Source organism: Amnibacterium sp. (assembly GCF_036559085.1).
Classification (GTDB): Bacteria; Actinomycetota; Actinomycetes; order Actinomycetales; family Microbacteriaceae; genus Amnibacterium.
The window spans coordinates 30,426-55,703 of sequence record NZ_DATBTU010000067.1 but is presented as its reverse complement, the minus strand read 5'-3'; the positions used below and the strand labels follow the sequence as shown (position 1 = coordinate 55,703).

The window sequence follows — 25,278 nt, the reverse complement described above, 5'->3', positions numbered from 1 at the left end:
TCGGGGGATCGGGGGGCGCATGCGCACACGCGTCCTCGTGCTGCTCGCAGCCGCCCTGCTCACCATGGGCGCGGTCGCGGTACCGAAGGCGGGTGGCGATCCGTACCACGCGCCCGACCGCGCCGCCGTGCAGCACGACCTCGGTCTCCTGACCGCCGCCGCGGCCCGGGGCAGCGCCGCCCCGGCCGCGGTGCGCTCCCTCGTTCCGCGGCTCACCGCCTTCGCGGACGTCTCGCCGGCGCCGAAGACGGTCGCCGCCTGGTGGGCGGGCCTGGCGCCGACGACCCGCTCGGTCGTGCTCACGGACGCGCCGGGGATCGTCGGGAATCTGGAGGGCGTGCCCTACACGGTCCGCGACGCGGCGAACCGCGCGGTGCTCGCGGCGGACCTCACCGCGATCCGCGGCTCGCTCGCCGGCTCGACCGGCCGTGGCCGGTCGCAGTTCCTCGCCGAGCGCCTGCGGACCCTGGAGCAGGTCGAGGCGGCGCTGCAGCGCGCGCCGGGGGGCCCGGCCCGATCGCTGATCGCCCTCGACCCGATCACGGGGCAGCGGGCGGCCATCGCCATCGGCGACATCGCCTCGGCGGACTACGTCGACTTCCTCGTCCCCGGGATGTACTTCACCGTCGAGGACCAGATGGTCGACTGGACGAACACGGCCGCCCGCATCCAGGGGGAGCAGCAGCAGTGGCTGCGCCGGTTCCGCGACACGCGCACCTCCGCGGTCGTCTCGTGGATCGGGTACCGCACCCCGAACGTCTTCACCGTCGCGAGCTTCGGCCTCGCGCAGGAGGGCGCTGCCCGGCTGACGGATGCGGTGAACGGCCTGCGGTCCGCCCGCGCCGGGCACGAGCCGTACGTGGCCGTGCTCGCCCACTCCTACGGGGCGACCGCGGCGCTGCTCGCCCTGCAGGCCAAGGCGTTCTCGGTGAACGCGCTCGCGATGGTCGGCGCGCCCGGCAGCCCCGCCCAGTCGGTGCACGAGCTCTCGGTGCCCGCGAAGGACGTCTTCGTCGGGCAGGCGGTCTGGGACGGCATCGCCACGAGCGGCTTCTTCGGCAGCGACCCGGCCGCGCCCTCGTACGGCGCGACCCCGCTCGGGACGTCCGGCGGCGTGGATCCGATCACGGGCGCCGCCCTGCTGCCGGCGCTCGGCCACAACGGCTACTTCGCGCCGGGCAGCGAGGCCATGCGCAACCTGGCGCTCGTCGGCATCGGGCTCGGCAAGGACGTCACCGCGGGGATCGATCACACCTCCGGCACCCTCGCCCTCGCCCGCTGAGCGCGGGGAGCCCATGGCGGCGCTTCGTAGGATGAAGGTCATGACCGACGCGCCCGAACCGGTGGTGATCACCGCCGCCGACGTCCAGCACCTCGCCGGCCTCGCCCGAATCGCACTCACACCCGAGGAGATCGAGCATCTCGCGGGGGAGCTGACCGTGATCGTCGACTCGGTGGCGAAGGTGCGCGAGGTGGCGACGCCCGACGTGCCGGCCACGAGTCACCCCGTGCCGCTCGTCAACGTGCTGCGGCCCGACGTGCCGGGCGCCGTGCTGACGACCGAGCAGGTGCTCTCCGGCGCGCCCGACGCCGCCGACGGCCGCTTCCGCGTGCCCGCCATCCTCGGTGAGGAGCAGTAGTGGCCGCCGCGAACGAGCTGATCCGCGCCACCGCCGCCGACCTCGCCGACCGCCTCGCCTCGGGCGAGGTGTCGAGCGTCGAGGTCGTCCGCGCCCACCTCGATCGGATCGCCGAGGTCGACCCAGACGTGCACGCCTACCTCCACGTCGCGGGCGAGCCCGCGCTGGCGCGCGCCGCCGAGCTCGATCGGCTGCGCGCCGCCGGGGAGGCACCGAGCCCGCTCGCCGGCGTGCCGGTGGCGATCAAGGACGTGCTCTGCACGTCCGACATGCCCTCGACCGCCGGCTCCCGCATCCTCGAGGGCTGGGTGCCGCCGTACGACGCCACCACGGTCGCCCGGCTGCGCAGCGCCGGCCTCGTGCCGCTCGGCAAGACGAACATGGACGAGTTCGCGATGGGCTCCTCCACCGAGCACTCCGCGTACGGCCCGTCGCGCAACCCGTGGGATCTCACCCGCATCCCCGGCGGCTCGGGCGGCGGATCCGCGGCCGCGGTCGCCGCGTTCGAGGCGACCGTCGCGCTCGGCAGCGACACCGGCGGCTCGATCCGCCAGCCCGCCGCCGTCACCGGCACGGTCGGCGTCAAGCCCACCTACGGTGGCGTCTCCCGCTTCGGCGCCATCGCGCTCGCCTCGTCGCTCGACCAGGTCGGTCCCGTCTCCCGCACCGTCCTCGACGCCGCGCTCGTGCACGACGTCATCGGCGGCCACGACCCCAACGACGCGACGAGCCTCGAGGACCTCTGGCCCTCCTTCGCCGCCGCCGCCCGCGAGGGCGCCGCGTCCGGCTCGCTGAAGGGCCTGAAGGTCGGCGTCGTGCACCAGCTCGACGGGTCGGGCTTCCAGGGCGGCGTGCGCCGGCGCTTCGGCGAGGCGCTGAAGCGGATGGCCGAGGCCGGCGCCGAGATCGTCGAGGTGCAGGCGCCGCACTTCGAGTACGCGCTCGCCGCGTACTACCTGATCCTCCCCGCGGAGGCGTCGAGCAACCTCGCGAAGTACGACGCCGTGCGCTTCGGACTCCGGGTCGACCCCGGCAACTCGACGATCGAGCAGGTCACCGCGCTCTCCCGCGAGGCCGGCTTCGGGCCCGAGGTCAAGCGCCGCGTCATCCTCGGCACCTACGCGCTCTCCGCGGGCTACTACGACGCGTACTACGGCAGCGCACAGCAGGTGCGGACCCTCGTGCAGCGCGACTTCGACGCGTGCTTCGCGCAGGCGGACGTGCTCGTCTCACCCGCCGCGCCCACCACCGCGTTCAAGATCGGCGAGAAGATCGACGACCCGCTCGCGATGTACCTGAACGACATCACGACCATCCCGGCGAACCTCGCCGGCGTCCCGGGGCTCGGGATGCCGATCGGGCTCGCACCCGAGGACGGCCTGCCCGTCGGGCTGCAGATCATGGCGCCGGTCCGCGAGGACGCGCGCCTCTACCGCGTCGGCGCGACGCTCGAGGCGATCCTCGAGCGGGAGTGGGGCGGCCCGCTGCTCCAGCACGCGCCGGAGCTCGGCGCCGTCCGCGGCGACCGCATCCGCACGACGCCCGGCACCGCACCCGTGCCCGGGGCCGGCACCGAACCCGACGGGGGGACCCGATAGTGGCCGATGTGCTGATGGACTACGACGAGGCGCTGTCGAAGTACGAGCCCGTGCTCGGCTTCGAGGTGCACGTCGAGCTGTCGACCCGCACGAAGATGTTCTCCTCCGCGCCGAACCCGGCCGCGGCGGACAGCGAATCGGCGGGCCCGAACACCATGGTCGCGCCGGTCGACATGGGCCTGCCCGGGTCGCTGCCGGTCGTGAACGAGCAGGCGGTGCGCTACTCGATCTCGCTCGGGCTCGCGCTCGGCTGCTCGATCGCCGAGACCTGCCGCTTCGCCCGCAAGAACTACTTCTACCCGGACCTCGGCAAGAACTACCAGATCAGCCAGTACGACGAGCCCATCGCCTTCGAGGGGTCCGTCGAGGTCGAGCTCGAGGACGGCACCATCTGGACCGTCCCGATCGAGCGCGCGCACATGGAGGAGGACGCCGGCAAGCTGACGCACGTCGGCGGCTCCACCGGCCGCATCCAGGGCGCCGACTCCTCGCTCGTCGACTACAACCGGGCGGGCGTGCCGCTCGTCGAGATCGTCACGAAGCCGATCGTCGGCGCCGGCGCGGCCGCCCCGCAGCTCGCGAAGGCGTACGTCGCCACGATCCGCGACATCGTCCGCTCCCTCGGGATCTCCGAGGCGCGGATGGAGCGGGGCAACCTCCGCTGCGACGCGAACGTGTCGCTCCGCCCCCGGGGCCAGGAGCGCTTCGGCACCCGCACGGAGACGAAGAACGTGAACAGCCTCCGCTCCGTCGAGCGGGCGGTGCGCTACGAGATCCAGCGGCAGGCGGCGATCCTCGGCGCCGGCGGCACGATCATCCAGGAGACCCGGCACTGGCACGAGGACACCGGCATGACCTCCGCCGGGCGGCCGAAGTCGGATGCGGACGACTACCGCTACTTCCCGGAGCCGGACCTGCTGCCGATCCAGCCGTCGGCCGAGCTGATCGCCGAGCTGCGCGCGGCGCTGCCCGAGTCGCCGACGCAGTTCCGCAAGCGCCTGCAGGCCGACTACGGGTTCACGGACAGCGAGTTCCGGGACATCCTGAACGCGAACGTGCTCGTCGAGCTCGAGGAGACGGTCGCGAAGGGCGCCGCTCCGGCGCAGGCGCGCAAGTGGTGGCTCGGCGAGATCCTGCGCATCGCGAACGCGCGCGGCGTCGAGCCGGGCACCCTCGTCTCGCCGCTGCACGTCTCGGAGCTCATCGCGCTCGTCGAGAACGGGGACCTCACCGACCGGCTCGCGCGCCAGGTGCTCGAGGGTGTCGTCGCGGGGGAGGGCTCGCCCGAGCACGTCGTGCAGGCCCGCGGGCTGGCGGTCGTCTCCGACGACACGGCGCTGCTCGCGGCGATCGACACGGCGCTCGCCGCGCAGCCCGACGTGCTGCAGAAGATCCGCGACGGCAAGGTGCAGGCAGCAGGCGCGGTCATCGGCGCGGTCATGAAGGCGATGCGTGGCCAGGCGGATGCGGCTCGCGTGCGCGAGCTCGTGCTGGAGCGCGCCGCGGGCTGAGCGGGATCGGGGAGGCGACGGTGGACGTGATGGAGCCCGCGCGGGCCTCGGTGCGCGTCGAGTCGCGGCGCGTGCGCATGGCGGAGCTCGGGCCGGAGAACCCGCTGCCCATGGTCGGCGAGCCGCTGCAGGTGCCCGTGTCCTTCGACGCCTCGGTGCCCCGCGAGATCGTCGAGCGCGCGGGGACCGGGTACCCCCGCTGCCTGCATCCGTACCGCGCGCAGGACGGCTACTCGCGCGTCCGCATCGAGCGGGAGCTGCGGGCGGTCGTGCTCGAGAACGAGCGCCTCACGGCGGTGTTCCTGCCGGAGCTCGGCGGCCGGCTGTGGGAGCTCGTCGACCGCACGACCGGCACCTCGCTGGTGCACACGCCCCAGGCGATCCAGTTCGCGAACCTGGCCCTCCGGAACGCCTGGTTCGCGGGCGGCATCGAGTTCAACATCGGGACGAGGGGGCACTCGCCGACGACCTGCTCGCCGCTGCACGCGGCGCTGCTGCCCGGGCCGGACGGCACCGAGGTGCTGCGGATGTGGGAGTACGAGCGCCTCCGCGGGGTCGTGACGACCATCGACGCCTGGCTGCCGCCCGGGTCACCGTCCCTGTACGTGCGGGTCACCGTGCGGAACCCCGGCGACGCCGCGGTGCCGATGTACTGGTGGACGAACGCGGCCGTGCCCCAGCTGCCGGGGACCCGCGTCGTGGCCCCCGCCGACTCCGCGTTCCGGACCGACTACGAGGGCGGGGTCACGCGGGTCGATCCGAGGGACGACGACGGCGTGGACTGCACCTGGCCCGCGCGCAGCCCCGCCGCCCGGGACTTCTTCTTCGACCTCCCGCCGGGCGCGCTGCCGTGGATCGCCGCCGTCGACGAGCACGGCGGCGGCCTCACGATGCTGTCGACGCGAGCGCTGCCCGGGCGGAAGCTCTTCACCTGGGGGAGCGGCCCCGGCGGGCGACGGTGGCAGCGCTGGCTGAACCCCGAGGACGACGGCGACTACTTCGAGATCCAGTCCGGCCTCGCGCCCACCCAGTTCGAGCACGTCCGGCTGCAGGGCCGGGCGGAGCTCGCCTGGACCGAGGCCTACTCGACCGCGGGCGTCGACCCCGCCGTGGCGCACGGCGACGACTGGTCCGCGGCGGTCGCCCACTGCGGCGAGCGGCTCGCCGCGCGCTCGGCCGCGCTCGCCGCCGCCGACGAGGCGCTGCACGGGATGCGGGACCGTCCGCCCGTCGTGCCCGTCCTCGCGGGCAGCGGCTGGGGCGCCCTGGAGGACCGTCGCCGCCGTGCGTCGGGGGACGCGCCGCCCGCCGTCGATCCGGGCGCACCGTTCGGCGACGACACCCTCGGGGACGCGCAGCGTCCGTGGCTGGAGCTCCTCGAGCGCGGCCGGTTCCCCGGTGCGGCACACTTCGTGGCCGGCGCCGGCTGGAGGGCGCTCCTCGAGGCCGCGCAGGCCGACGCGGCGACCCTGCTGCACCGCGCGACCCTCGCGCACGCCGAGGGGCGCGTCCATGACGCAGCGGAGTGCTACACCGCATCCCTCGACGCCGGCGCGAGCGCTCCCGCGCATCGCGGCCTCGCCCTGGTGCTGCTCGAATCCGGGGACGTGGACGGCGGCGCCGGCCACCTCGAGGCGGCCTGCGCCCTCGATCCCTCGAGCAGAGCGCTCCTGGTCGAGGCCGCGACGGCACTGCTCGCGGCGGGACGCCCGGACCGCGCGCTCGCGCTCCTCGACACCATGGCGGTGCCCGCAGTGGCGGAGGGGCGGACCGGCTACCTGCTCGCGCTCGCGGCGACACGCACCGGGGACACCGCCAGAGCGGCCGAGATCCTCGACGCGGGACTCGAGGTGCCGGACCTCCGGGAGGGCGAGGACTCGCTCGCCGACCTGTGGCGGGAGGTACGGCCGGGCGTCGAGGTCCCCGCCGTCCTGCGCTTCGACATGCGCGAGACGGACGGGGCCTGACGAGGTCTCAGCGGCGGCCGAGCCGCCGGTCCGCTCCTGCGAGGTCGTAGGGCAGCCCGTAGTGTGCGAACACCGCGGCCTCCTGGTCACGGGTGAGCTCGCCGTCGGTCGGGATGGACGGCGAGTCCCGCGCGAGCTTCTTGTCGATCTGCACCTTCACGTAGCCGGGAGCCACGACGCCGCCGTGCAGCGGCACGAAGATCAGCTTCTTGCCCACGAGACCGATCTGCACGCCGCCGAACGCGGGCTCGTCGATCCCGGTGTCGTAGTAGATCGATTCCAGCGAGCCGATCTTGTCGCCCTTGGGGTCGACCACGTCGTGACCGACCCAGAGGCGGATGTTCTCTGCGGGGAAGCTCATGTGGGAACTCTCGAGGATCCTGCTGACCGTCGGCTGCGCATCCGCTATGGACGGCGGCGCTGCCCCAGACTGGGGCGATGGCCCGGCTCTGGTTCGCGATCGCGGCGGGCGTCGGCGTGCTGGCGGCCGTCGCCGGGCTGGCGATGATCCTGGTCGCGCCTGCCCCCGCATCGTTCGGGTGGACCGCCTACGCGCCGCTGCCGAAGACGGTGTACGCCCCGCCGTCGTCCCACCAGCCCCTCGGGCTGCTGCTCGTGGTGGCGGGGTCGGCGATGGCCGGCTCCGGGCTCACGGGCGTCGTGCTCGCCCGGCGCGGGCGACCCTGACCGCGCCGGCACCTCCTCATCCGGCCGTGAGGCCGTCCCGCCTGCAGAGCGTCGTCGGATGCGCGTCCTTCGGGAACACCTCGAACGCACCGTCCTTCGTACGGCAGACGACGAGCTCGGATGCCGGTGCGGCCGTGCTGGAGCCCGACGTGTCGTACGCACCCTTCGACACGGCGCCGGCGCAGGCGGCCGCCACCGCCGCGGCGTCGGCGTGGGCCGGCAGCGGAGCGAAGGTGACCTTCGAGCGGGCCTCACTCGTCGCGTGGCAGGCGATCCCGCCGGCCGAGGACGCCGCCGAGGTGCCGCCGCCGGCCGCCGACCCCGAGCTGCCCCCAGCGCTGCCGAAACCGGTCGAGAGCACGGGGTGCACGAGCACGACCGCGCCGACGAGGATCGCGACGCCCGCCGCGCTCGACGCGACGCGGGTGCGGATCGCCGCACGGCGTCGGATACGGGTCAGCACCTGCTGCTCGACGGCCCGCAGCCGTCGCTCGTCGGGGAGTCCGTCGCTCATCGCATCCCCCGTTCCTCGGCGAGCTCGCGGCGGAGCCGCCCGCGCGTGCGGCTCAGCCGGTTGCGCACCGCGGACTCCGTCAACCCCGACCGGACCGCCGCCTCCGCGTAGCTGAGATCCTCGACGAGGCAGAGCCGGGCCACGAGCGCGTCGAGCTCCGGCAGGCGCGCGAACGCCCGCTCGAGGTAGTCGTCGACCTCGGGCGCCTCGACGGCGGCGAGTGCGAGTGCGCCGTCGCCCGCCTCGTGCCGCTGCCGACGCTGCATCGCCCGCCGCCGGTTCGCGGCGAGGTGCTTCACGGTCACGATCAGCCAGGGGAGCGCCGACTCGCCCACGAACCGCAGTCGGGCCCGCTTCGTCCAGAGCAGCACGAACGCGTCCTGCACGAGCTCCTCCGCATCCGCCACCGTGCCCACCTGCCGGAACGCCACCGCGTAGACGACGCCGCTGTGCCGCTGCAGCACCTGCTTGAACGCCGGTTCGGCCGCACGGCCGGCGGCGGCGAGCAGCACCCGATCCGAAGGCGCGGGCGCCTCCGGCTCGCTGGGCTCCAGCGCCACACCGCCTCCGATCGTGCTCGGCCTCACGCCCCGGGCGCTCCTGCGATGCGGCGGCGGCGCCGCACCTGGCGAACGGCCCACCATCCCACGAGGGCGAGCAGTCCGACCACGACGACCCACGGGAGCAGCAACCCGACGATCACGGCGAGCGTGGCGAGCGTCCTCCCCAGCGCGGTGAGCCCCGCGAGGAACCCGGCGACGAACGTCCCCGGGCCGCTGCTCCGCACCAGCGGCGGCGACTCGACAGTGATGCCGAGGGTCGCGTAGGACACCTGATCCGCGAGGTCCTTCTGCTGTGCGAGCAGCTGCTCGAGGTCCGTCTGCCGGGTCGTGAGGCTCGACTCGATCTCCACGAGGGCGCCGGTGTCGGTCGCTCGGGCGAGCAGCGTCTGCAGGCGGGCGATCGACGTGCGGAGGTTCGCGATGCGGACCCCGTAATCGGTCACCTGTGAGGTGACGTCGGTGCTGTGGACGCTCACGGATCGCGTCCTCCCGTGGTGCTCGATCGCGGTCAGGGTCGAGTCGAAGACCGCCGAGGGGATGCGCACCGTGAGGTCGGTGGACGCCTGGCCCTTCGGCTGCTCGCTGAGCGACTGCACGCGACCGCCGGCGCCGGTGACGACGGTGCTGATCGCGTGGGACGCCGCGATGGGGTCGGATGACAGCAGGTCGAGGTTCCCGGTGGTGACCACGGCCCGGTCGTCGGCCGTCGCGCTCGAGTGGCCGGCCGCCGCGCCGGTGGTCTTCCCTCCGGCGTCGGACGCGCCCACCGCATAGCCGCCCGATCCGGCGGAGGATGCCGAGGAGCCGCCGCTGCCGGAGCCGGTGCAGCCGGCGAGGGCTCCGGTGAGGAGGACCGTGCTCGTGGCGAGCAGGACGATGGTGAGGCGACGCGGTCGGGCGTTCATACCCGGACATGTGCGGTGCGTCCTCGTCCGTCTCAGGGGTTATCGGATCGTGATCGAGTGCCTCCCCGCTCCGGACGGATGCGGTTCAGCTCGGCCACGAGGTCGGCGCAGAGTCCGTCGTGCCTCGGACCGAGGGCGGTGCTCGGGTCGCTCCATCGCTCGTCCGGGTACCGCCACACCGGCCGATGCACGAGCTCCGGCGGCTCCCACGAGTAGCGGGGCCAGACGTGGGCATGGAGGAACTCGTCCTGGTTGCCGAGGATCTCGAGGTTCACCCGACGGAACGCGGGATCTCGGGCGCGGCAGACGCGGGTGACGGCCTCGCCGAGGTCAGCGAGATCGGTGAGGAACGCGATCCGCGACGTCCGATCGAGGTCCGACAGCGTGCTCACGCCTGGCCGGTCGGTGAGCAGCACGCAGTAGCCGGGGAGCCACTGCACGTCGCCGATCACCGCGAAGCCGGCGTCGAGCCGGGTCAGCACGGTCGGGTTGCGTCCTGCGAGCGCTGACCCGACCCGGTCCGTCCGCCAGTCGCTCATTCGTCCTGGGTAGCAGGCCGGCCTGGGCCTCTCATCGCCGGGCGAGCACCGCGAGGATCGGCCGATGTCGCGCGCCGGAGCCGTCCTCGGTGGTGAGCACCGAGAAGCTGCGCACCTGCCAGCGCGCGCCGAGCAGCACGTGATCGATCGGCATCGCCAGCAGCGGCGGCACGGCCGTCGGCCAGGTGCCGAGCGATGCGTCGCCGCGGAGCGCCGCCGCATCGCGGCAGCCGCCGATCCGCGGGCCGCCGAAGTCGTCCAGCGTGCCGTTGAAGTCGCCGACCACGACGACGTCGGGTGACTCGCAGGCGGCGGCCACCTCGTCCAGCTCCGCGTTCCAGAGGCCGTTGCCGAACAGGGAGGGCTGTGCCGCGTGCAGCGCGACGACGATCGGGAGCCGGGCGTCCGTCGGCTTCGCGATCGCCGACGTGCCAGGCGCCACCCGCAGCCCGCCGCCGTCCCGGTAGGACGCGAGCCGGCCTGCGACGAGCACCTCGGTCGCAACCCGGCTCGTGCCGATCGACGGTACGGCGGTCACCGGGAGCGCCGCGGCCGCGAACGCCGGGATCCAAGCGGCGCCGTTCTCCGCGGGCGTGATCTCCGGGAGCACGACCACGTCCGCGTGCTCCCGCGCGGCGACGCGAGCGACGAGAGACGGCTGCACGAGGTCGCCGTTGATGTTCCAGGACAGGACCCGGATCGTGCCGGGCGCGGGAGGGCCGGCGGTCTCGATCCTCGTTCCGCGGCTGAGGCCGATCACCAGGCCGACGGCCGCGACGAGCACCAGCGCGACGCCGGCGAGCAACACGAGCCGCCTGGTTCGTCGACGGACACCGAGCAGCAGCAGGACGACCCCGAGCACCGCCATCACGGCGGTGATCGCGTTCCGCGGAGCGACGAGCGCGGCGACGACGGGCAGGCGCCCGAGGCCGAGCGGACCGGCCAGCTGCAGCGCGAGGCCCACCAGCAGCAGGGCCACGCCGAGCGCGACGCCGCGTCTCACCGGCGGTTCACCGAGATCCTCATCTCCTGCTCGCCCGCAGCACCCTCGTCACTGGATGAGTCCGGAGACCAGGTTGATCGCCGTCGCGAGCACGACGGCGCCCGTGAGGTAGGAGAGCAGGCCGTGGCGCAGCACGGCGCCGCGGATGCGGTGCGAGTCGATGGCGGTGTCCGAGACCTGGAAGGCCATGCCGATGGTGAAGGCGAGGTAGATGAAGTCGCCGTACGCGGGCGGCGTGCGCTGGTTGAAGTCGATCCCGCCGCCCTCGTCGAAGTAGAGCGCGGCGTAGCGGAGCGCGAAGAGCGTGTGGGTGACCAGCCACGACAGCGCGACCGTGCCGAGGGCGAGCGCGACCATCCCGATCCGCGTGGCGCCGGAGGTCGTGCCCGCCCCGATCAGCAGCAGGGCCACCGCGCCGAAGCTCGCGATCGTGGCGACGGCGACCAGCACGTGGGACGCCGTACGGCTGCCATCCTCGCGCGTCGCGTGCGCACCCGTTTGGGTCGGCGGGATGCGGCCGATCGTCACGGCGATGACGAGCAGGAAGGTGCCCGCCGCGGCGGCCCATCCGGCGGCCGGCGCCACGAGCCAGCCACCACCGCCGAGACCCACGCCGAGCGTGGCGACGGTACCGACCACGGCCATGAGCACGACCCGGACCCAGGAGTCGAAGCGGTTCCGGTCGTAGGTGTTGACGCTGGACATGCGGACACCGAACCACGACGGGGAGCCCCTGGGCGGCGGGCAGGGGCGTGTCGCCGGTCGGAGGTGGCCCTACTGCTTCCTGCGGATGAAGAACACGACCCCGGCGACGATCACGACGACCACCAGGATCAGGATGACCACGAGCGCGACGTTGATCACCGGGGTCGAGGTGCCGGCCTGCAGCACGCCGATGGTGGACAGGGTGGCGAGGGTCTCCAGCGGCATGGCCGAAACCTAGGGAGCGATTCCGGACACCCGCCGAGCGGATGCTGACGAGTGCTTCCGGCGGAGCGTCAGATGCGGGCGCGCACCGCGGGTTCGGTGGTCCGCACCGTGCCCCAGCGGGAGCGCCATTCCATCCGGCCTCCGGGCAGCAGGGTCACCGTCCAGCAGCCGTCGTCCTTCACGGCGTGATGCCCTCGGCAGAGGCAGACCAGGTTGTCGGGTGAGGTGGGGCCGCCGTGCTCGTACCGGCGGACGTGGTCGATGTCGCATCGGTTCGCCGGCCGCCCGCATCCGGGAGCCCTGCAGGTCTCGTCCCGCACGATCAGCCAGCGCTTCAGCACTTGGGGGATCCGGCGCGCCTCCGCGTCGACCGCGGCCAGGTCGCCGGTGATCGGGTCGGTGAAGACCCGGGTCCAGCTGTCCGCGTCGCCCGCCAGGCGCTTCGCGGTCTCGATGTCGATCGGGCCGTACCCCGCGAGGTTCGGGCACTCGTCGCCGAGGCCGAGCAGGGTGAGCGCGGGGATGGTCAGGATCACGGTCGGCGTGACCGCCTTGCGAGCCGGCTCGCCCGCGCCGGGGCCGGCGTCCTGGCAGAGGCCCTGCAGCAGGATGTCGGTGGCGACGTCGAAGCGCAGGGCGCCGAAGCAGCGGTCCTCGCCCGGCAGGCCGTGCAGCGCGACCGCCTGCTGGTGGACGCCGTCCTCGATCGCCGCGAGCACGTGCGCGGGCCCGATCAGGGTCCATGCGGCCTGCCCGTCGGGCAGCGGCTGGATGGTGGAGTGCCGCGACCGCGCTGCGCGGGCTGCGCGTTCGGGCGCCGCTCCGGGGTCCAGTCGTTCCCGGAGCCGATGGAGCCGTTGCTTCAGGTCCGGGGCCGACAGCGTGGAGAGCAGCAGCGCCGCGGCCTCGTCGAACCGTCGCCGCGGCTCGCCCTCCAGACCGTCCGCCTGCTGGTGTGTGAGATCGAGCAGGCGCCAACTGCATTCGCCGGCGAGGAAGACCTCCCAGGAGCGGGGGAGCGACCCGCGCACCGCGGATGCGGTGTCGAGCAGGTGCGCGGCGCCCCGCTGCGACATCCGCAGCACCGTGCCGGCGGCGACGAGGAAGCCCTTCGCCACGTAGCGATCCCGGCTGGTCGGCTCGCCGGCGATCTCCGCGTCCTCCATGGTGACGCGGTAGGCCTCGAGCAGCGCGACGATCCGCGCCGCTTCAGCGATCTGCAGCTCGCGCTGGCGATCCCCGACGTGCTGCATCACCGCGGCGAGCACCGCTCCGGGCTCCGGGAGCACCGGTTCGGGGAACGACGGCTCCTGGTCGAGCATGACCTGCCTCCGGACGGATGAGAACTGATCCATCGGGTGGCACGATCCCGTTGACGACGAGTCTAGAACACGCGTTCGAATGTCGCAACTCCGAACCGGGTCTTCCGGGGCGGGATAGCCAGTGGGCGGAGTGGGTGGAGCGACCTGAGCGGGTGGTGATCTTCAGCTCTCAGCGCCGCGTTCGACGCGGCCCGATCGCGAGCAGCGATCCGACCGGCGAGCAGGCTCCACGGCGCTCGCCAGTCCGAACGCTGCTCGGGGGGCCCGTGGCGACGAGCGCGCGGGTCAGTACCCCGCGCAGGAGACGTCGAAGTCGAAGGATCCCGAGACGTACTGCGTCAGCGTGATCGCCCCGCCCGTGAAGGGCTTGACGCCGCAGTTCGACTGCGCGCCCTTCAGGTTCGACGCTCCGGCGCCCCACTCGGGCAGGCCGATGAGCGGGTTCGTCTCGCCGTCGGGCAGGTTCGGGACCGCGCTGCCGGTGCCGCCGGTGATGGTCACGTACTGCGCCGTCGACGAGTAGACGCCGACGCGGGTCGTGCCGTCGGACGAGGCCCGGGCGAGCGCGGTCGCGGCGCCGGCGAGCGAGGCCGCGTTGGCGGTCGTGCTGCCCGCCCAGGTGTTGCTCGTCTCGGTGTCGAGCCACCAGCGCAGGGTGCCCGAGTACGAGCTCCCGAGCGTCTCCTCGGCGTACTCGACCGCCTGCATCGCCCGGACGTAGCCGTAGACGTAGGAGCAGGCCGGACCGTACGGATCGGACGCCGGGCTGCATCCGACGGCGCTGCCGTTCGGATACGTGACCGGTGCGGTCGGGAGGGACGCGGTCGGACCTGGGACGGTGCGGTCGATCGGCGGACGATCCGAGTCGGACGAGGGCCACCAGGAGCCCTGGCCGGCCGGGTTCGCGGTGTTGATGTACAGCGATGCGCGGTCCTGCTGGGAGCCGCCGATCGTCTGCGTCGCCCAGGTGAACTGCTTCGCGAGGCAGGGGTTGAAGTCCTTCGCCGTGCCGCCGTTCACGCCGATCACGCCGAACAGCCGGTTCGACGGCGGCGTCAGGGAGCACTGCGGATAGGAGATGTCCGAGCCCGTGGTCGCGGTCGGCGTCTTCGCCGGCGCAGGGGCGGTCTTCGCGGGGGCGGTCTTCGCCGGGGCGGCCTTGGTCGGCGCCGACGTCGCGGTGGTCGTCGCCGACCGCCGCGTGGCCGGTGCGGTCGGCCGCTTCGAGGCGCTCGCGTGCTTCGGAGCCGTCGGATCCGTCGTCGCCACGCGCGGGGCGGGCGCGGTCGCCACGGCGGGATCCGCCTGCGGTGCGACGAGGGCCGACACGGGGATGGAGCCGCCGCCGCCGGGCACCGTCTGATTCGCGAAGGCGGCCTGGGGCAGCGCCACGAGAGCCGCTGTCATCAGCGCCGCCGCAGCGATCCCGCGGGCGAGGGAGCGGTGCATCGGAACAGTGTGGGTCACGGGCGGGGGATCGCGGAGGATTTCTCCACCGCGGTTCGTATCCCATTCCGGGGGGCGAGGTGCGCATCGAAGAACGCGAGCACCTCCGCCGGGTGGAAGTTCGACCGGTCGCCGTGGTTCCCGGTGGTGCGGATGTAGGTCACCGAACCGCCCGCGGCCCGGCCCTCCGTGACGCAGACGGCGGCGTTGCGAGACGCGTCGACGACGGTGTCGTCGGGTGAGGCCCAGACCATCATCGGGACGGGAGGCACCTGCACCGGGGAGACCGCGCTGCGGTCGAGGCCGGCCCAGGCCTTCGTGATCGCCGCGGCGAAGGCCGGCTTGTGCTCCATCGTGCGGAGGTCGCAGACGGGATACCACGCGGTGACGGCCGCGACGTCCTGCATCCGCGCGGCGAGCTGCATGGTCGCGAGGCCGCCCATCGACTCGGCGACCAGGTCGACCTGGTGCACGTCGTACCTCAGCTCGGCCCACGTGATCAGCCGCTCGTACTCCTGGACGCTGGCCGGGTCGCCCCAGGCCCGGTCGTCGGCGTCGGCCGCGAGCACCACGTAGCCGTGCCGAGCGAGCTCCTGCGCGACGGCGCGGTCGTGGTCGATCGTCAGGATCGCGTCGTGCGTCTGCCCGCTGCCGTGCACGAAGACGGCCAGGGCCCGTGGGTGCGCCGGGACGAGCAGCACCGACGACGTGTGCGGCTCGTCGACCGTCGTCGCCGCCACCGCTGCGGCGGCGGACCGGGCCGAGATCGGCGCGGGTGCCGGGCCGCTCAGGCCCGTGCCGGAAGGCGTCGTGGCCGCGCAGCCGGACAGCGCGGCCGCTGTCACGACCATCGCCGTGAGCGCGCCGACCAGGCGGCTGCTGAGATGGGGGAGCGGGGCGGGCACCGCGCCATTCTGCGCGACTCGGACGGGGTCCGCACGCATCGGCGTGGAACAGGAATCCCTGGACAGCGGCGCCTCAGGGTCGACGTTCAGGGAACGCGGCCGGGGCTCAGAGGATCGGCTTGCCGCCGGTCACGGCGACCCGCGCACCCGACATGCAGCTCCCCTCGTCGGATGCGAGCAGCACGTACACGGGGGCGACCTCAGCCGGCTGGACGGGCCGGCCGAAGGGCACCAGCCGCGGGATCGGCTCGAAGTACCTCGCGACGCAGGTGCTGCCGCTCGAGCAGGGCAGCCACGGCTACGACATCTTCAAGCACAAGAAGGAGGGCGGCCTGCGGCCGGTCTTCACGCCCTGACCGCCTCTTCCGGCTGTCGCACGCCGGGTCTAGGTTCGCGCCACAGGACGGAGCGGTTCCGTTCGTGGACGGAGCCACATGTTCGAGCAGGCCACGACCTTCGGCGGGATCTCCGTCGACGACCTCGACGCCGCCCGGCGCTTCTACGGGGAGACGCTCGGGCTGCGCATCCACGAGGGCACGGGCGGCGTGAACGTCGAGCTGCCCGGCGACGACCACCTCTGGGTGTACCCGAAGGCGGACCACCGGCCGGCGACCTTCACGGTGCTGAACTTCTCGGTGCCCGACATCGACGCGGCGGTCGACGCCCTCGCCGCTGCCGGCGTGACGATGACCGTCTACGACGGGTTCCACCAGGACGAGCGGGGCATCGCCCGTGGCCGTGCCGCGGGCTACGGACCCGACATCGCCTGGTTCACCGACCCGGCGGGCAACATCCTCGCGGTGCTGCAGGAAGGCGACTGACGGGGCTCGACACGCCGGGCCGACGGGGTTCCGGGGTACTTCCCCGGGGTTCCCAGGGCACCCTCCGAGGGCCCGATCAGGCGGGTTCTCGGAGGCGGTTCGAATCGTTATCCAAACCCCCCGGAACGGGGTGCACGACATGGATCCGACGCTCCGTCCGGCCCGGATAGTGTCCTTCCAGACGCCACGGAGACAGCTTCTCTCTTCACTCTTCATCCGGGCGTCCTCGACCGCCGGGGGACCCACCCCTGCTGCGGCGCCGCGGGATGCGCGGTGCACCGTGAGACCGTGCGCCGCGCATCCCGCCGACTCGCTCCACCGGTTTCAGGCCCGGGGAACGGGCCGGCAGGCGCGCCCTGAAGCGGACGTCGACGCCTCCGCTCCGTGCACGGGATGCGACCGCGGCGCGTCGGCGGGGAGGATGGGGGCGTGCAGGACGTCGCCGATCCCGAGCTGCTCTCAGCGCTCCGCGCCGACCTGGCGGGCTTCACCGTCGAGGGCCTCGAGGAGGCGTGGGGCCCGGTGGCCGCTGCGGCGCTCGGCCGTGACGACCCCGTGCCGGCGTTGCTCGAGCTCGACCGGCGCGAGCCCAGCCGGGTGCGGCTGCTCGGCCGGCTGTTCGTGCTCGGCGGCAGCGTGCGTCTCGAGGAGGCCGCCACCGCTTTCCCGCGGCTCGGACTGGACGGCGCGGTCGCGCTCGGCCTCGTCGAGGTCGACGGCGACGGGGTGCGCGCGATCGTCGACCTGCGACCCTCCGCGATCGCGGATGAGCACGGCGTCGCGTCCTGGTGGATCGTCTCCGACCTCGGCGAGCTCGCGCTCGGCGGCGAGCTGCCCGACGAGCACGTGCTCGGCGCGGGCGCGGCGTCCTCGACGCTCGCGGGCATCACCGTGCCGGCAGACGGCGGTACCGTGCTCGACCTCGGCACCGGCAGCGGCATCCAGGCCCTGCATGCGCTCCGCACCGCGTCGCGCGTCGTCGGCACGGACGTGTCGCCCCGCGCCATCCGCTTCGCCGGCCTGAACGCGGCGCTGAACGGCGTCGAGATCGACCTGCGGCTCGGGGACCTCTACGCGCCCGTCGCGGGGGAGCGGTTCGACCGGATCGTCTCGAACCCGCCGTTCGTCATCACGCCGCGCGGCGCGGACGGCGTGCCCGCGTACACCTACCGCGACGGCGGCGCTGTCGGCGACGGGCTGGTCGCCGCGGTCGTCTCCGGCGCCCGCGAGCACCTGGCCCCGGGCGGGATCGCGCAGCTGCTCGGCAACTGGGAGGTGCGCGGCGACGAGGCTGCGGCCCGGGACCGCGTGCTCGGCTGGGCGGCCGGCCTCGACGTCTGGGTCGTGCAGCGCGACCTGCTCGACCCCGCGGAGTACGCCGAGACGTGGGTGCGCGACGGCGGCGCGCATCCCGGTACCGCCCGCTGGCGCGCGCTCGTGCGGGCCTGGCTCGACGACTTCGCAGATCGCGGCGTGACCGCGATCGGCGCGGGCTACATGACGCTGCGCGCCCCGGGTCCGGGCACCGCGCCGATGCGGCGCTTCGAGCACCTCGACGCGCCCCTCGCCGGCGGCGTGGCCGAGGCGATCGCCGCGGGGCTCGCCGCGCACGACTGGCAGGCCGCGCGCCGCGACGACACGCTCGCGGGCGCACGCCTCGCGGTCGCCCCGGACGTCACCGAGCACCGGCACCACTGGCCCGGCGAGGCCGACCCGACGGTGCTCGAGCTGCGCCAGGGCTCCGGCTTCGCGCGCGTCCGGCGGGTCGACACCGTCACGGCTGCGGTCGTCGGCGCCTGCGACGGTGAGCTCGCGCTGGAGGACATCGTGCGCGCGGTCGCCCGCATCCTGCAGGTCGACGGGGCCGAGACGCTGCACGACGTGCTGCCGGTGGTCCGGGAGCTGTTGGTGGAGGGCTTCCTCCGCATCCCGTCCTGACCGCGCCGCCCCGAACCGTTCATCTGCCGCGTCCCGGCCGTAGGGGATCGTCGCGGGCGGAGGCCGACACGCCGCATCCGGCGCTACACCCGGCACGGATGCCTACATCCGGCGCATCCACCGGCCCTGTCGCGTCGCCAACGGAGGACTCCGTCGCCCACGGATGACGGAACCGGCCTCGACGTCCTCCGCTCCCGACCGCATCCTCCGTTCGCAGCGCACCCATCCACATCCCTGCCGCTCATCGGGCTCGAGAGGCCGTGACCAGGTGCGGATGGTGCGCCCACCAGGCGTCGGCACCCCTCGCCATCCGCCGCGTCCCGGCGGTAGGGGACCGTCCCGGGTGGAGGCCGACACGCCACATCCAGGCATACGCCCGGCACGGATGCCTCCATCCGGCACATCCGGCACATCCGCCCGCAGGCCACAAGCCGTCTCCCATCGATTCGGAGTACACCTGCACCGAGGAGGGCGGATCCATGCGCAAGGCGGTGCTGAGGACGGTGCTCGCGGAGCACCTGGCGGTGCTGCACCGCCGGGAGGCGGAGCTCGAGCGGATCCTGGCGGGCGACTCGCGGCTCTTCGCGGCCGGCGCGGGGCCGTCGCAGTTCCAGGAGGACCTCGACCGGGTGCGGCTCGTCATCCGCGGGTTCGACGAGCTGCTGCCGGAGGCCTGGGAGCTCGAGCCCGGCTCACCGCCGCGGCGCGAGGTGAACCGGGTCGTCGAGGCGAAGGTGCTCGTGCGGGCGCGGGCGACCGCGGCCGTGATCGCGATGACGCTGCAGCAGCCGGACCGCGACCACCGTCCCGCGGACGCCGACCGCCTGCAGGTCGCGACCGCGCTGTTCCGCTACCTCCGCGACCAGCTCGACGCGATCGCGACGGCGGGGTCCGAGGTCGACGAGGACCGGCAGGCCAGCATCTACCGGATCGCCGCGGTGGCGGCCACCCCCGGGTTCTCCGGCGGCGGCGTCGGGTTCTAGCGCCTACGCGGCGCCGAGCACGCCGTCCGTGAAGGCGCCGAGCCGTTTCTCGAGACCCTGGATGCGGCGCTGCACGACCTCCTCCGGCGGCAGCTGCATCGGCGCTGCCGGGGGAGCGATGCGGATGATCGCGGAGCAGCCGAGATCCGCGCAGATGTAGGTGCCGATCGTGTCGCCGTTGCGGCCCGCCTCACCGGACCTGGGCGCCGCGAACAGCGTCACCTGGCCGCCCGGCTGCGGCATCTGGCAGAGCGAGCACATCGCGCTGATGCCGCTGCGGATGCGCCGCTCCGCGCTGCGCAGCACGAACGACACCGGCCGGTCGCCCTTCCACACCGTGAGGTACGCGCGGCGCGGAGCGCGGGCGTCGTGCCAGCCGAGGTACTCCCGCTCGTCCCAGACCACCTCGTGCAGACCGGGCATCGGCACCTTCGCCGCGTCCCCCTTCGACACGTTCACGAACGACTCGCGGATCTGGGCTTCGGTCAACGGCTGCATGGTGTGGATGCCGTCTCGGAACGGCCCGTCCAGTGTACGACCGCGTGCCCGAGCGTCAGCGGCGGGCGTAGTCCGGGTGCTCGGCGAGGAAGTTGCGCACCATCGAGCACTGCCCGATCGGCTTCAGCCCGGCGCTCCGGGTGTCGTCGAGGGCGGCCCGCACCATCTGCGTGCCGTAGCCCTGGTGCTCGAACGCCGGGTTGATCTCGCTGTGGGTGAAGATCCGGCCGTCCTCCGTGTCGCGGTACACCGCCTCGCCGATCACCTCGCCGTCGAGGGACGCGAGGTAACGGGAGTGCACGTCGTCGTGCACGGTGGTGATCTCCGGCATGCGGTCATCCTGCCTCCCGGCGTCTGCCCCGGCAAACAGGGGTCACACCGGTTGTGCCGCCGGGGTGCGGCCGGGGAGGATCGGGGGATGCCCGCACCCCGTCCGGTCGTCCGACGGCGGTGAGGATCCCGGATGCGCTGATCGTCGGCGCCGGCCCCAACGGCCTCGCCGCCGCGGTGACGCTCGCCCGGGCGGGGCTCTCCGTCACGGTCGTCGAGCGCGGCGAGACGATCGGCGGCGGCGCCAGGACGGCCGAGGTGACGCTGCCCGGCTTCCGGCACGACCTCGGCTCGGCCGTGCATCCGATGGCGCTGGCCTCGCCGTTCTTCCGCCGGTTCGGCCTGGCCGCCAAGGTGCCGTTCGTCACGCCGGAGCTCTCCTACGCGCATCCGCTCGACGACGGACGCGCCGGCCTCGCCTGGCGCGACCTGCGGCGCACCGCGAACGGGCTCGGCGCCGACGGCCCCGCGTGGAACCGGCTGCTCGGCCCGCTCGTCGCCCGCTCCGCGGAGGTCGCCCGGTTCACGCTCGGCCCGGTGCTGCGCGTGCCGCCGGACCCGGTCACGGCGGTGCGCTTCGGGCTGCGGGCGATCGAGCAGGGCAGCCCCTCCTGGGACCGCCGCTGGCGGACCGAGGAGGCGCCTGCGCTCCTCACCGGGGTGATGGCCCACACCATCCGGCCGATGCCGGCCCTCGGGCCGGCCGCCGCCGGGCTGGCGCTCGCGGTCACCGGGCACGCCGGTGGCTGGCCGGTGCCCGTCGGCGGCAGCCAGGTGATCGTGGACGCCCTCGCCGCGGACCTCATCGCGCACGGCGGGCGGATCGAGACCGGCCGCGACCTGCGCGGCCCCGCCGACCTGCCGGCCGCCGCCGTCGTGCTCTTCGACACGAGCGTGCCCGCGCTGCTGCGCATCGCCGGGCGCCGCATCCCGGCGCCGCTGCGCCTGCTGCTCGGCCGCTTCCGGTTCGGCGACGGCGTCGGCAAGGTCGACTTCGCCCTCGACGGGCCCGTGCCGTGGACGAATCCGGAGGCCCGCGAGGCCGTCACCCTGCACCTCGGCGGCAGCCGCGCCGAGATCGCCGCGGGGGAGCGCGACGTGGCCGCCGGGCGCGTGCCCCCGCATCCGTACGTGCTCGTGTCGCAGCCCACCCTCGTCGATCCGAGCCGGGCGCCGGCCGGCAAGCACGTGCTCTGGACCTACACGCACCTGCCGAACGGGGCGCGGATCGACCCGATGGAGCTCGTCACCGCGCAGATCGAGCGGTTCGCGCCCGGCTTCCGCGATCTCGTGCTCGCCACGAACGCGCGCAGCGCCGCGGACATGGAGCGGTACGACCCGAACTACGGCGGCGGCGACATCGCGGCGGGCGCGGTGGACGTGCTGCAGCTCGTCGCCCGGCCGCTGCCGTCGTCCGACCCCTGGCACGTCGGCCGCGGCGTCTATCTCTGCTCGTCCGCTGCGGCACCCGGGCCCGGGGTGCACGGCCAGGCCGGCTACCTCGCCGCGAGGAGCGCCCTGCGGCACGAGTTCGGCATCCGGACGCCGCCCGTCCTGCGCTGATCCCGGCCCCGTGTTTCGGGCCGGTTACCAGTGCCTCGCGGAACGGTCACGGCGGCGGCGCGCGCCCCCGAACGCTGTCTAGGCTCTGATCCTGTGACAGCCACGAGCACCACGACCGCGCGAAAGTCCATCGTCGAGGCGGGTGGGATCGAGGCGATCCCACTCGAGGCACGGCACGGCTCGCCGTGGCAGCTGCTCGCGACCTGGACGGCGCCGAACCTCGAGTTCGCGACCATCTACGTCGGGATCATCGCGGTCGCGTTCTTCGGCCTCGGGTTCTGGCAGGCGATGGGCGCGCTCGTGCTCGGCAACCTGCTCGGCAGCCTCACGCAGGGCATCCTCTCGAGCTGGGGCCCGCGCGACGGCGTCGCGCAGATGGTGCTCGGCCGCACGGCCTTCGGGACGCGCGGCAACATCCTCCCGGCCGCGCTGAACACCGTGCTGGCGGGGCTCGGCTGGTTCGCGACGAACTCGGTCAGCGGGGCGTTCGCGTTGACCAGCCTGACGGGCATCCCGATCTGGCTGAGCCTGCTGATCATCGTGGTCGTGCAGGTCGCGGTCGCGTTCATCGGGCACGATCTCGTGCAGGGCTTCGAGCGGTACGCCTCGATCGTGCTCGGCATCATCTTCCTCATCGCCACGATCTACGCCGTCTCCTCGGGGCACCTCTCGGGCGGCGCGAACGGCGGCCCCGGCGGGATGACCGCCGGCTTCGGCGGCTTCACCGTCGCGATGGCCGCTGCCTTCGGCTACGCGGCCGGATGGAACCCGTACGCCACGGACTACTCCCGCTACCTGCCCGCCCGCACCTCCGCCGTGAAGACCGGCGTCGCGGCCTTCCTCGGCGACTTCGTCTCCTGCACCGTGCTGATGGCGGCCGGCGCCGCGGCGGCCACCATCGTCGACTTCGGCAAGGGCACGCCGACCGACCTCTTCACCTCGACGGATGTCATGCCTGTGCTGGTCGGCAAGCTGACGCTGCTCGCGATCTGCGTCGGCGCGATCGCCGCGAACGCGCTGAACATCTACTCGGGCGCGATGAGCTTCCTCGCCGCGGGCGTCCGCATCCCGTTCTCCCTGCGCCGCGGCATCGTCGCGGTCGGTTTCGGGGTGATCGGCTTCTTCATCGCGCTCGCGGCGAGCGCCGACCCGAAGGGCACCTACGAGAACTTCCTCCTCGTCATCGCCTACTGGATCGCCCCGTGGCTCGGGGTCGTGCTCGCGGACCGCTACATGCGCCGCGGCACCCGCATCGCCGCGTTCCTCGCCGACGACGCCCGGTACACGAACTGGCCGGGCTTCATCGGGCTCGTGGTCGGCATCGTCGTCTCGATCTGGCTGTTCTCGAACCAGACGCTGTACACCGGCCTGCTCGTCGCGCCGACGGAGAAGTTCAGCGGCGGCTTCGTGTCCGACTACGGCATCGGCGACCTGACGCCGCTGGTCGGCTTCGTGCTCGCCGCCGGGATCTACCTGCTCCTCTTCCCGGTGTTCAAGCCCCGGCTCGGCGGCGCGCTGCCGAAGGACGGCTACGAGGTGCCGGCGCACACCGACGCGGCGAGCGCGGCGTGAGCGACGAGCGGCGATACGTCACCGACGAGGAGAAGCTCGCGGTCGCCGCGGAGCAGGCTCGGATCGGCGCCCGCGAGGGCGGCATCCCGATCGGCGCGGCGCTCTTCGATCGCGAGGGGCGCCTGCTGGGGGCGGGCCACAACCGGCGGGTGCAGCACGACGACGCGTCCGTGCACGGCGAGACGGATGCGTTCCGCGCGGCCGGCCGGCAGCGCTCGTACCGGGACACCACGATGGCGACGACCCTGTCGCCCTGCTGGTACTGCTCCGGGCTCGTGCGCCAGTTCGGCATCGGGCGGGTCGTCGTCGGTGAGGACGTCAACTTCATGGGCGGTCAGGACTGGCTCGCCGAGCACGGCACCGAGGTCGTCGTGCTCGAGGACCCGGACCTCATCGCGATGATGGCGGACTACATCCGGGTCAATCCCGAGGTGTGGAACGAGGACATCGGCGAGGAGTGACCCCGCCGCGGCTCAGCCGAGCAGCTCCGCGAGCCGCCAGGCGTTGCGGACCGCGTGCCCCTCGCCGTCGTTGTTGAAGTAGGCGAACACCTCGTGGCTGCCGTCCTGCCACTCGCGGATGCGGTCGGCCCACCAGCGCAGGTCGTCGTCGCTGTAGGAACCGGCGTAGAGCGATTCCGCGTCGGGGCCGTGGAACCGCACGTAGACGGTCTGCGCCGTCGCCCGCAGGATGCACGGCAGGCGGGCGCCGCTCATCACGCAGTAGGCGGCGCCGTGCTCCTCGAGGATGCCGAACACCTCCTCGACATGCCACGACGGGTGCCGGAACTCGACGGCGACTCGGATCCAGTCGGGGACGTGCGCGAGGAAGTACCGCAGCCGGGCGTCGTCGCGCTCGTGCTTCGGGTGCAGCTGCACCAGCAGGATCGCCCGCGCCGGCCCGAGCTCGTGCCAGCCCGCGGCGATCCGCTCGATCCACTGCTCGGGCTCGAGCAGGCGCTTGGCGTGCGTGAGACCCCGCGGTGCCTTCACCGACAGCAGGAAGCCGGGCGGCAGCCGCTCGCGCCAGCCGGCGAAGGTGCGGGCGGGCGGCCAGCGGTAGAAGCTCGCGTTCAGCTCGACCGTTGGGAAGCGCGTCGTGTACACCTCGAGGCGGCGCCGGGGCGGCAGCTGCGGCTCGTACAGCACGCCGCTCCAGTGGTCGTAGCTCCAGCCGGAGGTGCCGATGTGCGCCGCGCCGGGCTGCGGCGTCACCAGGGTCGCCCGAGCGGGCGCGCCGGATCGGCGACCTCGCCGCCGAGCGGCTCGTCGCCGAGGGGCGGGATCGCGGCTGCGTCCGGCAGCCCGAGCTCGCCTGCCACGTCGTCGGCCCAGCGCTCCGCGTCGTCCTCCGGGCGGTAGCCGAGCGCGAGGCCGGCCTCGAGCGACACCGGCCGCCGCGTGTTCGCCGAGACGCCCCAGACGATGCGGTGGCCGACCGGGGCGGCCTGCGCGGCGACGACCAGGCGCGCGAGGTCGGCGGGGGAGACCCAGGTGCCGAGCGCCCTGGCCGTCCGGGGCCGCTCGTCGAACGTGAGGATGCGGGCGGAGACGATCCGCATGCCGAAGTGGTCCGCGTAGAGGCTCGCGAGCGCCTCGCCGGCGGCCTTCGCGAAGCCGTAGAGGCTGTCGGGGCGGGGGTACGGAACGGTGTCGCCCACCTCGGACGCCGGCGTGTACCCGACCGCGTGCCCGGAGCTCGCGAGCAGCGTCACCGGCACGCGGGCCTCCCGCGCCGCCTCGAGGACGACGTGCACCGACTCGAGGTTGACGTCGATCATCCGCCGCCACTCGCGGTCGGTCGGGAAGCTCGCGAGGTGCAGCAGCAGGTCGACGCCCTCCGCGGCCTCGCGCACGAGCGCCTCGTCTGTGACGGAGCCGAGCACGACCTCGTCGGCGTCGGTCACGGCAGAGGGCTGCTGCAGGTCGAGCAGCCGCAGCTGGAAGCCCTGCTCGCGCAGCAGCGGGGCGAGCGCCGTGCCGATGCGGCCGGCGGCGCCGGTGATGAGGATCCGGGACATCGTGCGCCTCCCGGACCGACGCT

Annotated in this window: 28 protein-coding genes; 12 read left to right on the top strand and 16 right to left on the bottom strand. The window is 73.7% G+C overall.

All coding sequences use genetic code 11. From position 1 onward, the window contains the following. Positions 1–19 precede the first annotated feature (19 nt). From VIG76_RS12125 to VIG76_RS12105, 5 genes are read left to right on the top strand one after another with little or no spacing between them, the layout of a single operon-like run. Complete coding sequence (locus VIG76_RS12125; RefSeq protein ID WP_331954473.1) at positions 20–1,282, top strand: alpha/beta hydrolase; 1,263 nt, start codon at positions 20–22, stop codon at positions 1,280–1,282. A 40-nt stretch (positions 1,283–1,322) separates the two neighbouring features. Further along, a complete protein-coding gene (gene gatC, locus VIG76_RS12120; protein ID WP_331954471.1) occupies positions 1,323–1,640 on the top strand; it encodes an Asp-tRNA(Asn)/Glu-tRNA(Gln) amidotransferase subunit GatC in 318 nt (105 codons plus the stop codon). Continuing rightward, complete coding sequence (gene gatA, locus VIG76_RS12115; protein ID WP_331954468.1) at positions 1,640–3,238, top strand: Asp-tRNA(Asn)/Glu-tRNA(Gln) amidotransferase subunit GatA; 1,599 nt, start codon at positions 1,640–1,642, stop codon at positions 3,236–3,238. The genes gatC and gatA overlap by 1 nt, the downstream gene beginning before the upstream one ends. Before the next feature lie 14 nt (positions 3,239–3,252). Beyond that, positions 3,253–4,749: an Asp-tRNA(Asn)/Glu-tRNA(Gln) amidotransferase subunit GatB gene (gene gatB / locus VIG76_RS12110; protein ID WP_331954556.1), complete on the top strand. Its 1,497-nt coding sequence runs from the start codon at positions 3,253–3,255 to the stop codon at positions 4,747–4,749. A 29-nt stretch (positions 4,750–4,778) separates the two neighbouring features. After that, entirely contained in the window at positions 4,779–6,716 is a 1,938-nt protein-coding gene (locus tag VIG76_RS12105) for a DUF5107 domain-containing protein (protein ID WP_331954466.1), read from the top strand. 7 nt (positions 6,717–6,723) lie between these two features. Here the strand turns inward: VIG76_RS12105 and VIG76_RS12100 are convergent, their stop codons facing one another. After that, a complete protein-coding gene (locus VIG76_RS12100; protein ID WP_331954464.1) occupies positions 6,724–7,077 on the bottom strand; it encodes a PRC-barrel domain containing protein in 354 nt (117 codons plus the stop codon). 77 nt (positions 7,078–7,154) lie between these two features. Here VIG76_RS12100 and VIG76_RS12095 point away from each other — a divergent pair, with 77 nt between their 5' ends. After that, complete coding sequence (locus VIG76_RS12095) at positions 7,155–7,403, top strand: hypothetical protein (RefSeq protein ID WP_331954462.1); 249 nt, start codon at positions 7,155–7,157, stop codon at positions 7,401–7,403. A 16-nt stretch (positions 7,404–7,419) separates the two neighbouring features. On the opposite strand, the gene VIG76_RS12090 is transcribed toward VIG76_RS12095, so the two are convergent. From VIG76_RS12090 to VIG76_RS15195, 11 genes are all read right to left on the bottom strand, one after another. Beyond that, positions 7,420–7,917: a hypothetical protein gene (locus VIG76_RS12090; RefSeq protein WP_331954460.1), complete on the bottom strand. Its 498-nt coding sequence runs from the start codon at positions 7,915–7,917 to the stop codon at positions 7,420–7,422. After that, complete coding sequence (locus tag VIG76_RS12085) at positions 7,914–8,477, bottom strand: RNA polymerase sigma factor (protein WP_331954458.1); 564 nt, start codon at positions 8,475–8,477, stop codon at positions 7,914–7,916. The genes VIG76_RS12090 and VIG76_RS12085 overlap by 4 nt, the downstream gene beginning before the upstream one ends. A gap of 23 nt (positions 8,478–8,500) precedes the next feature. After that, on the bottom strand, positions 8,501–9,385 hold the full coding sequence (locus tag VIG76_RS12080; protein ID WP_331954456.1) for a DUF4349 domain-containing protein: 885 nt from the start codon (positions 9,383–9,385) through the stop codon (positions 8,501–8,503). Between the two features lie 32 nt (positions 9,386–9,417). Then, entirely contained in the window at positions 9,418–9,924 is a 507-nt protein-coding gene (locus tag VIG76_RS12075; protein ID WP_331954454.1) for an HIT family protein, read from the bottom strand. Between the two features lie 31 nt (positions 9,925–9,955). Further along, a complete protein-coding gene (locus VIG76_RS12070) occupies positions 9,956–10,927 on the bottom strand; it encodes an endonuclease/exonuclease/phosphatase family protein (RefSeq protein ID WP_331954452.1) in 972 nt (323 codons plus the stop codon). Between the two features lie 48 nt (positions 10,928–10,975). Beyond that, complete coding sequence (locus VIG76_RS12065; RefSeq protein ID WP_331954450.1) at positions 10,976–11,632, bottom strand: DUF1345 domain-containing protein; 657 nt, start codon at positions 11,630–11,632, stop codon at positions 10,976–10,978. A 69-nt stretch (positions 11,633–11,701) separates the two neighbouring features. Next, positions 11,702–11,857 carry a hypothetical protein gene (locus tag VIG76_RS12060; protein WP_331954448.1) on the bottom strand — a complete coding sequence of 52 codons (156 nt, stop codon included), beginning with the start codon at positions 11,855–11,857 and terminating at the stop codon, positions 11,702–11,704. A gap of 68 nt (positions 11,858–11,925) precedes the next feature. Then, entirely contained in the window at positions 11,926–13,179 is a 1,254-nt protein-coding gene (locus tag VIG76_RS12055; RefSeq protein WP_331954446.1) for an HNH endonuclease signature motif containing protein, read from the bottom strand. Between the two features lie 285 nt (positions 13,180–13,464). Beyond that, on the bottom strand, positions 13,465–14,628 hold the full coding sequence (locus VIG76_RS12050; RefSeq protein ID WP_331954444.1) for a hypothetical protein: 1,164 nt from the start codon (positions 14,626–14,628) through the stop codon (positions 13,465–13,467). A 14-nt stretch (positions 14,629–14,642) separates the two neighbouring features. Beyond that, positions 14,643–15,530, bottom strand: a complete 888-nt coding sequence (locus tag VIG76_RS12045) for an alpha/beta hydrolase family protein (RefSeq protein WP_331954442.1) — start codon at positions 15,528–15,530, stop codon at positions 14,643–14,645. A 106-nt stretch (positions 15,531–15,636) separates the two neighbouring features. Next, on the bottom strand, positions 15,637–15,714 hold the full coding sequence (locus VIG76_RS15195; RefSeq protein WP_414640643.1) for a hypothetical protein: 78 nt from the start codon (positions 15,712–15,714) through the stop codon (positions 15,637–15,639). A gap of 250 nt (positions 15,715–15,964) precedes the next feature. Between VIG76_RS15195 and VIG76_RS12035 the strand changes: the two genes are divergently transcribed. The 3 genes from VIG76_RS12035 to VIG76_RS12025 all read left to right on the top strand — a co-directional run bounded on the left by VIG76_RS12035 (position 15,965) and on the right by VIG76_RS12025 (position 19,272). Continuing rightward, positions 15,965–16,351, top strand: coding sequence for a VOC family protein (locus tag VIG76_RS12035; RefSeq protein WP_331954440.1), 387 nt, complete (start codon positions 15,965–15,967; stop codon positions 16,349–16,351). 429 nt (positions 16,352–16,780) lie between these two features. Further along, positions 16,781–18,289, top strand: a complete 1,509-nt coding sequence (locus VIG76_RS12030) for a DUF7059 domain-containing protein (RefSeq protein WP_331954438.1) — start codon at positions 16,781–16,783, stop codon at positions 18,287–18,289. A gap of 479 nt (positions 18,290–18,768) precedes the next feature. Continuing rightward, positions 18,769–19,272, top strand: a complete 504-nt coding sequence (locus VIG76_RS12025; RefSeq protein ID WP_331954436.1) for a hypothetical protein — start codon at positions 18,769–18,771, stop codon at positions 19,270–19,272. A gap of 3 nt (positions 19,273–19,275) precedes the next feature. On the opposite strand, the gene VIG76_RS12020 is transcribed toward VIG76_RS12025, so the two are convergent. Both VIG76_RS12020 and VIG76_RS12015 read right to left on the bottom strand, forming a co-directional pair. Next, a complete protein-coding gene (locus VIG76_RS12020; protein WP_331954434.1) occupies positions 19,276–19,761 on the bottom strand; it encodes an FBP domain-containing protein in 486 nt (161 codons plus the stop codon). A gap of 64 nt (positions 19,762–19,825) precedes the next feature. Beyond that, complete coding sequence (locus VIG76_RS12015) at positions 19,826–20,101, bottom strand: GNAT family N-acetyltransferase (protein ID WP_331954431.1); 276 nt, start codon at positions 20,099–20,101, stop codon at positions 19,826–19,828. Positions 20,102–20,226: 125 nt separating this feature from the next. Here VIG76_RS12015 and VIG76_RS12010 point away from each other — a divergent pair, with 125 nt between their 5' ends. The 3 genes from VIG76_RS12010 to VIG76_RS12000 all read left to right on the top strand — a co-directional run bounded on the left by VIG76_RS12010 (position 20,227) and on the right by VIG76_RS12000 (position 23,696). Continuing rightward, a complete protein-coding gene (locus tag VIG76_RS12010) occupies positions 20,227–21,663 on the top strand; it encodes a phytoene desaturase family protein (protein WP_414640642.1) in 1,437 nt (478 codons plus the stop codon). A gap of 93 nt (positions 21,664–21,756) precedes the next feature. Then, the gene (locus VIG76_RS12005; RefSeq protein ID WP_331954427.1) at positions 21,757–23,235 is read left to right on the top strand and encodes a purine-cytosine permease family protein; all 1,479 of its coding nucleotides are present in this window, start codon (positions 21,757–21,759) and stop codon (positions 23,233–23,235) included. Beyond that, a complete protein-coding gene (locus VIG76_RS12000; RefSeq protein WP_331954425.1) occupies positions 23,232–23,696 on the top strand; it encodes a nucleoside deaminase in 465 nt (154 codons plus the stop codon). Before VIG76_RS12005 ends, VIG76_RS12000 begins: the two co-directional genes overlap by 4 nt. A gap of 12 nt (positions 23,697–23,708) precedes the next feature. On the opposite strand, the gene VIG76_RS11995 is transcribed toward VIG76_RS12000, so the two are convergent. Continuing rightward, a complete protein-coding gene (locus VIG76_RS11995) occupies positions 23,709–24,449 on the bottom strand; it encodes a DUF72 domain-containing protein (RefSeq protein WP_331954423.1) in 741 nt (246 codons plus the stop codon). Next, positions 24,446–25,255, bottom strand: a complete 810-nt coding sequence (locus VIG76_RS11990; protein WP_331954421.1) for an NAD-dependent epimerase/dehydratase family protein — start codon at positions 25,253–25,255, stop codon at positions 24,446–24,448. Before VIG76_RS11990 ends, VIG76_RS11995 begins: the two co-directional genes overlap by 4 nt. Positions 25,256–25,278: the final 23 nt, after the last annotated feature.

Coding starts and splice junctions, on each gene's coding strand:
- VIG76_RS12125 (WP_331954473.1), top strand. CDS start 20: ATGCGCACACGCGTCCTCGTGCTGCTCGCAGCCGCCCTGCTCACCATG.
- gatC (WP_331954471.1), top strand. CDS start 1,323: ATGACCGACGCGCCCGAACCGGTGGTGATCACCGCCGCCGACGTCCAG.
- gatB (WP_331954556.1), top strand. CDS start 3,253: ATGGACTACGACGAGGCGCTGTCGAAGTACGAGCCCGTGCTCGGCTTC.
- VIG76_RS12105 (WP_331954466.1), top strand. CDS start 4,779: ATGGAGCCCGCGCGGGCCTCGGTGCGCGTCGAGTCGCGGCGCGTGCGC.
- VIG76_RS12100 (WP_331954464.1), bottom strand. CDS start 7,077: ATGAGCTTCCCCGCAGAGAACATCCGCCTCTGGGTCGGTCACGACGTG.
- VIG76_RS12095 (WP_331954462.1), top strand. CDS start 7,155: ATGGCCCGGCTCTGGTTCGCGATCGCGGCGGGCGTCGGCGTGCTGGCG.
- VIG76_RS12090 (WP_331954460.1), bottom strand. CDS start 7,917: ATGAGCGACGGACTCCCCGACGAGCGACGGCTGCGGGCCGTCGAGCAG.
- VIG76_RS12080 (WP_331954456.1), bottom strand. CDS start 9,385: ATGAACGCCCGACCGCGTCGCCTCACCATCGTCCTGCTCGCCACGAGC.
- VIG76_RS12075 (WP_331954454.1), bottom strand. CDS start 9,924: ATGAGCGACTGGCGGACGGACCGGGTCGGGTCAGCGCTCGCAGGACGC.
- VIG76_RS12065 (WP_331954450.1), bottom strand. CDS start 11,632: ATGTCCAGCGTCAACACCTACGACCGGAACCGCTTCGACTCCTGGGTC.
- VIG76_RS12060 (WP_331954448.1), bottom strand. CDS start 11,857: ATGCCGCTGGAGACCCTCGCCACCCTGTCCACCATCGGCGTGCTGCAG.
- VIG76_RS12055 (WP_331954446.1), bottom strand. CDS start 13,179: ATGCTCGACCAGGAGCCGTCGTTCCCCGAACCGGTGCTCCCGGAGCCC.
- VIG76_RS12050 (WP_331954444.1), bottom strand. CDS start 14,628: ATGCACCGCTCCCTCGCCCGCGGGATCGCTGCGGCGGCGCTGATGACA.
- VIG76_RS12035 (WP_331954440.1), top strand. CDS start 15,965: ATGTTCGAGCAGGCCACGACCTTCGGCGGGATCTCCGTCGACGACCTC.
- VIG76_RS12025 (WP_331954436.1), top strand. CDS start 18,769: ATGCGCAAGGCGGTGCTGAGGACGGTGCTCGCGGAGCACCTGGCGGTG.
- VIG76_RS12015 (WP_331954431.1), bottom strand. CDS start 20,101: ATGCCGGAGATCACCACCGTGCACGACGACGTGCACTCCCGTTACCTC.
- VIG76_RS11990 (WP_331954421.1), bottom strand. CDS start 25,255: ATGTCCCGGATCCTCATCACCGGCGCCGCCGGCCGCATCGGCACGGCG.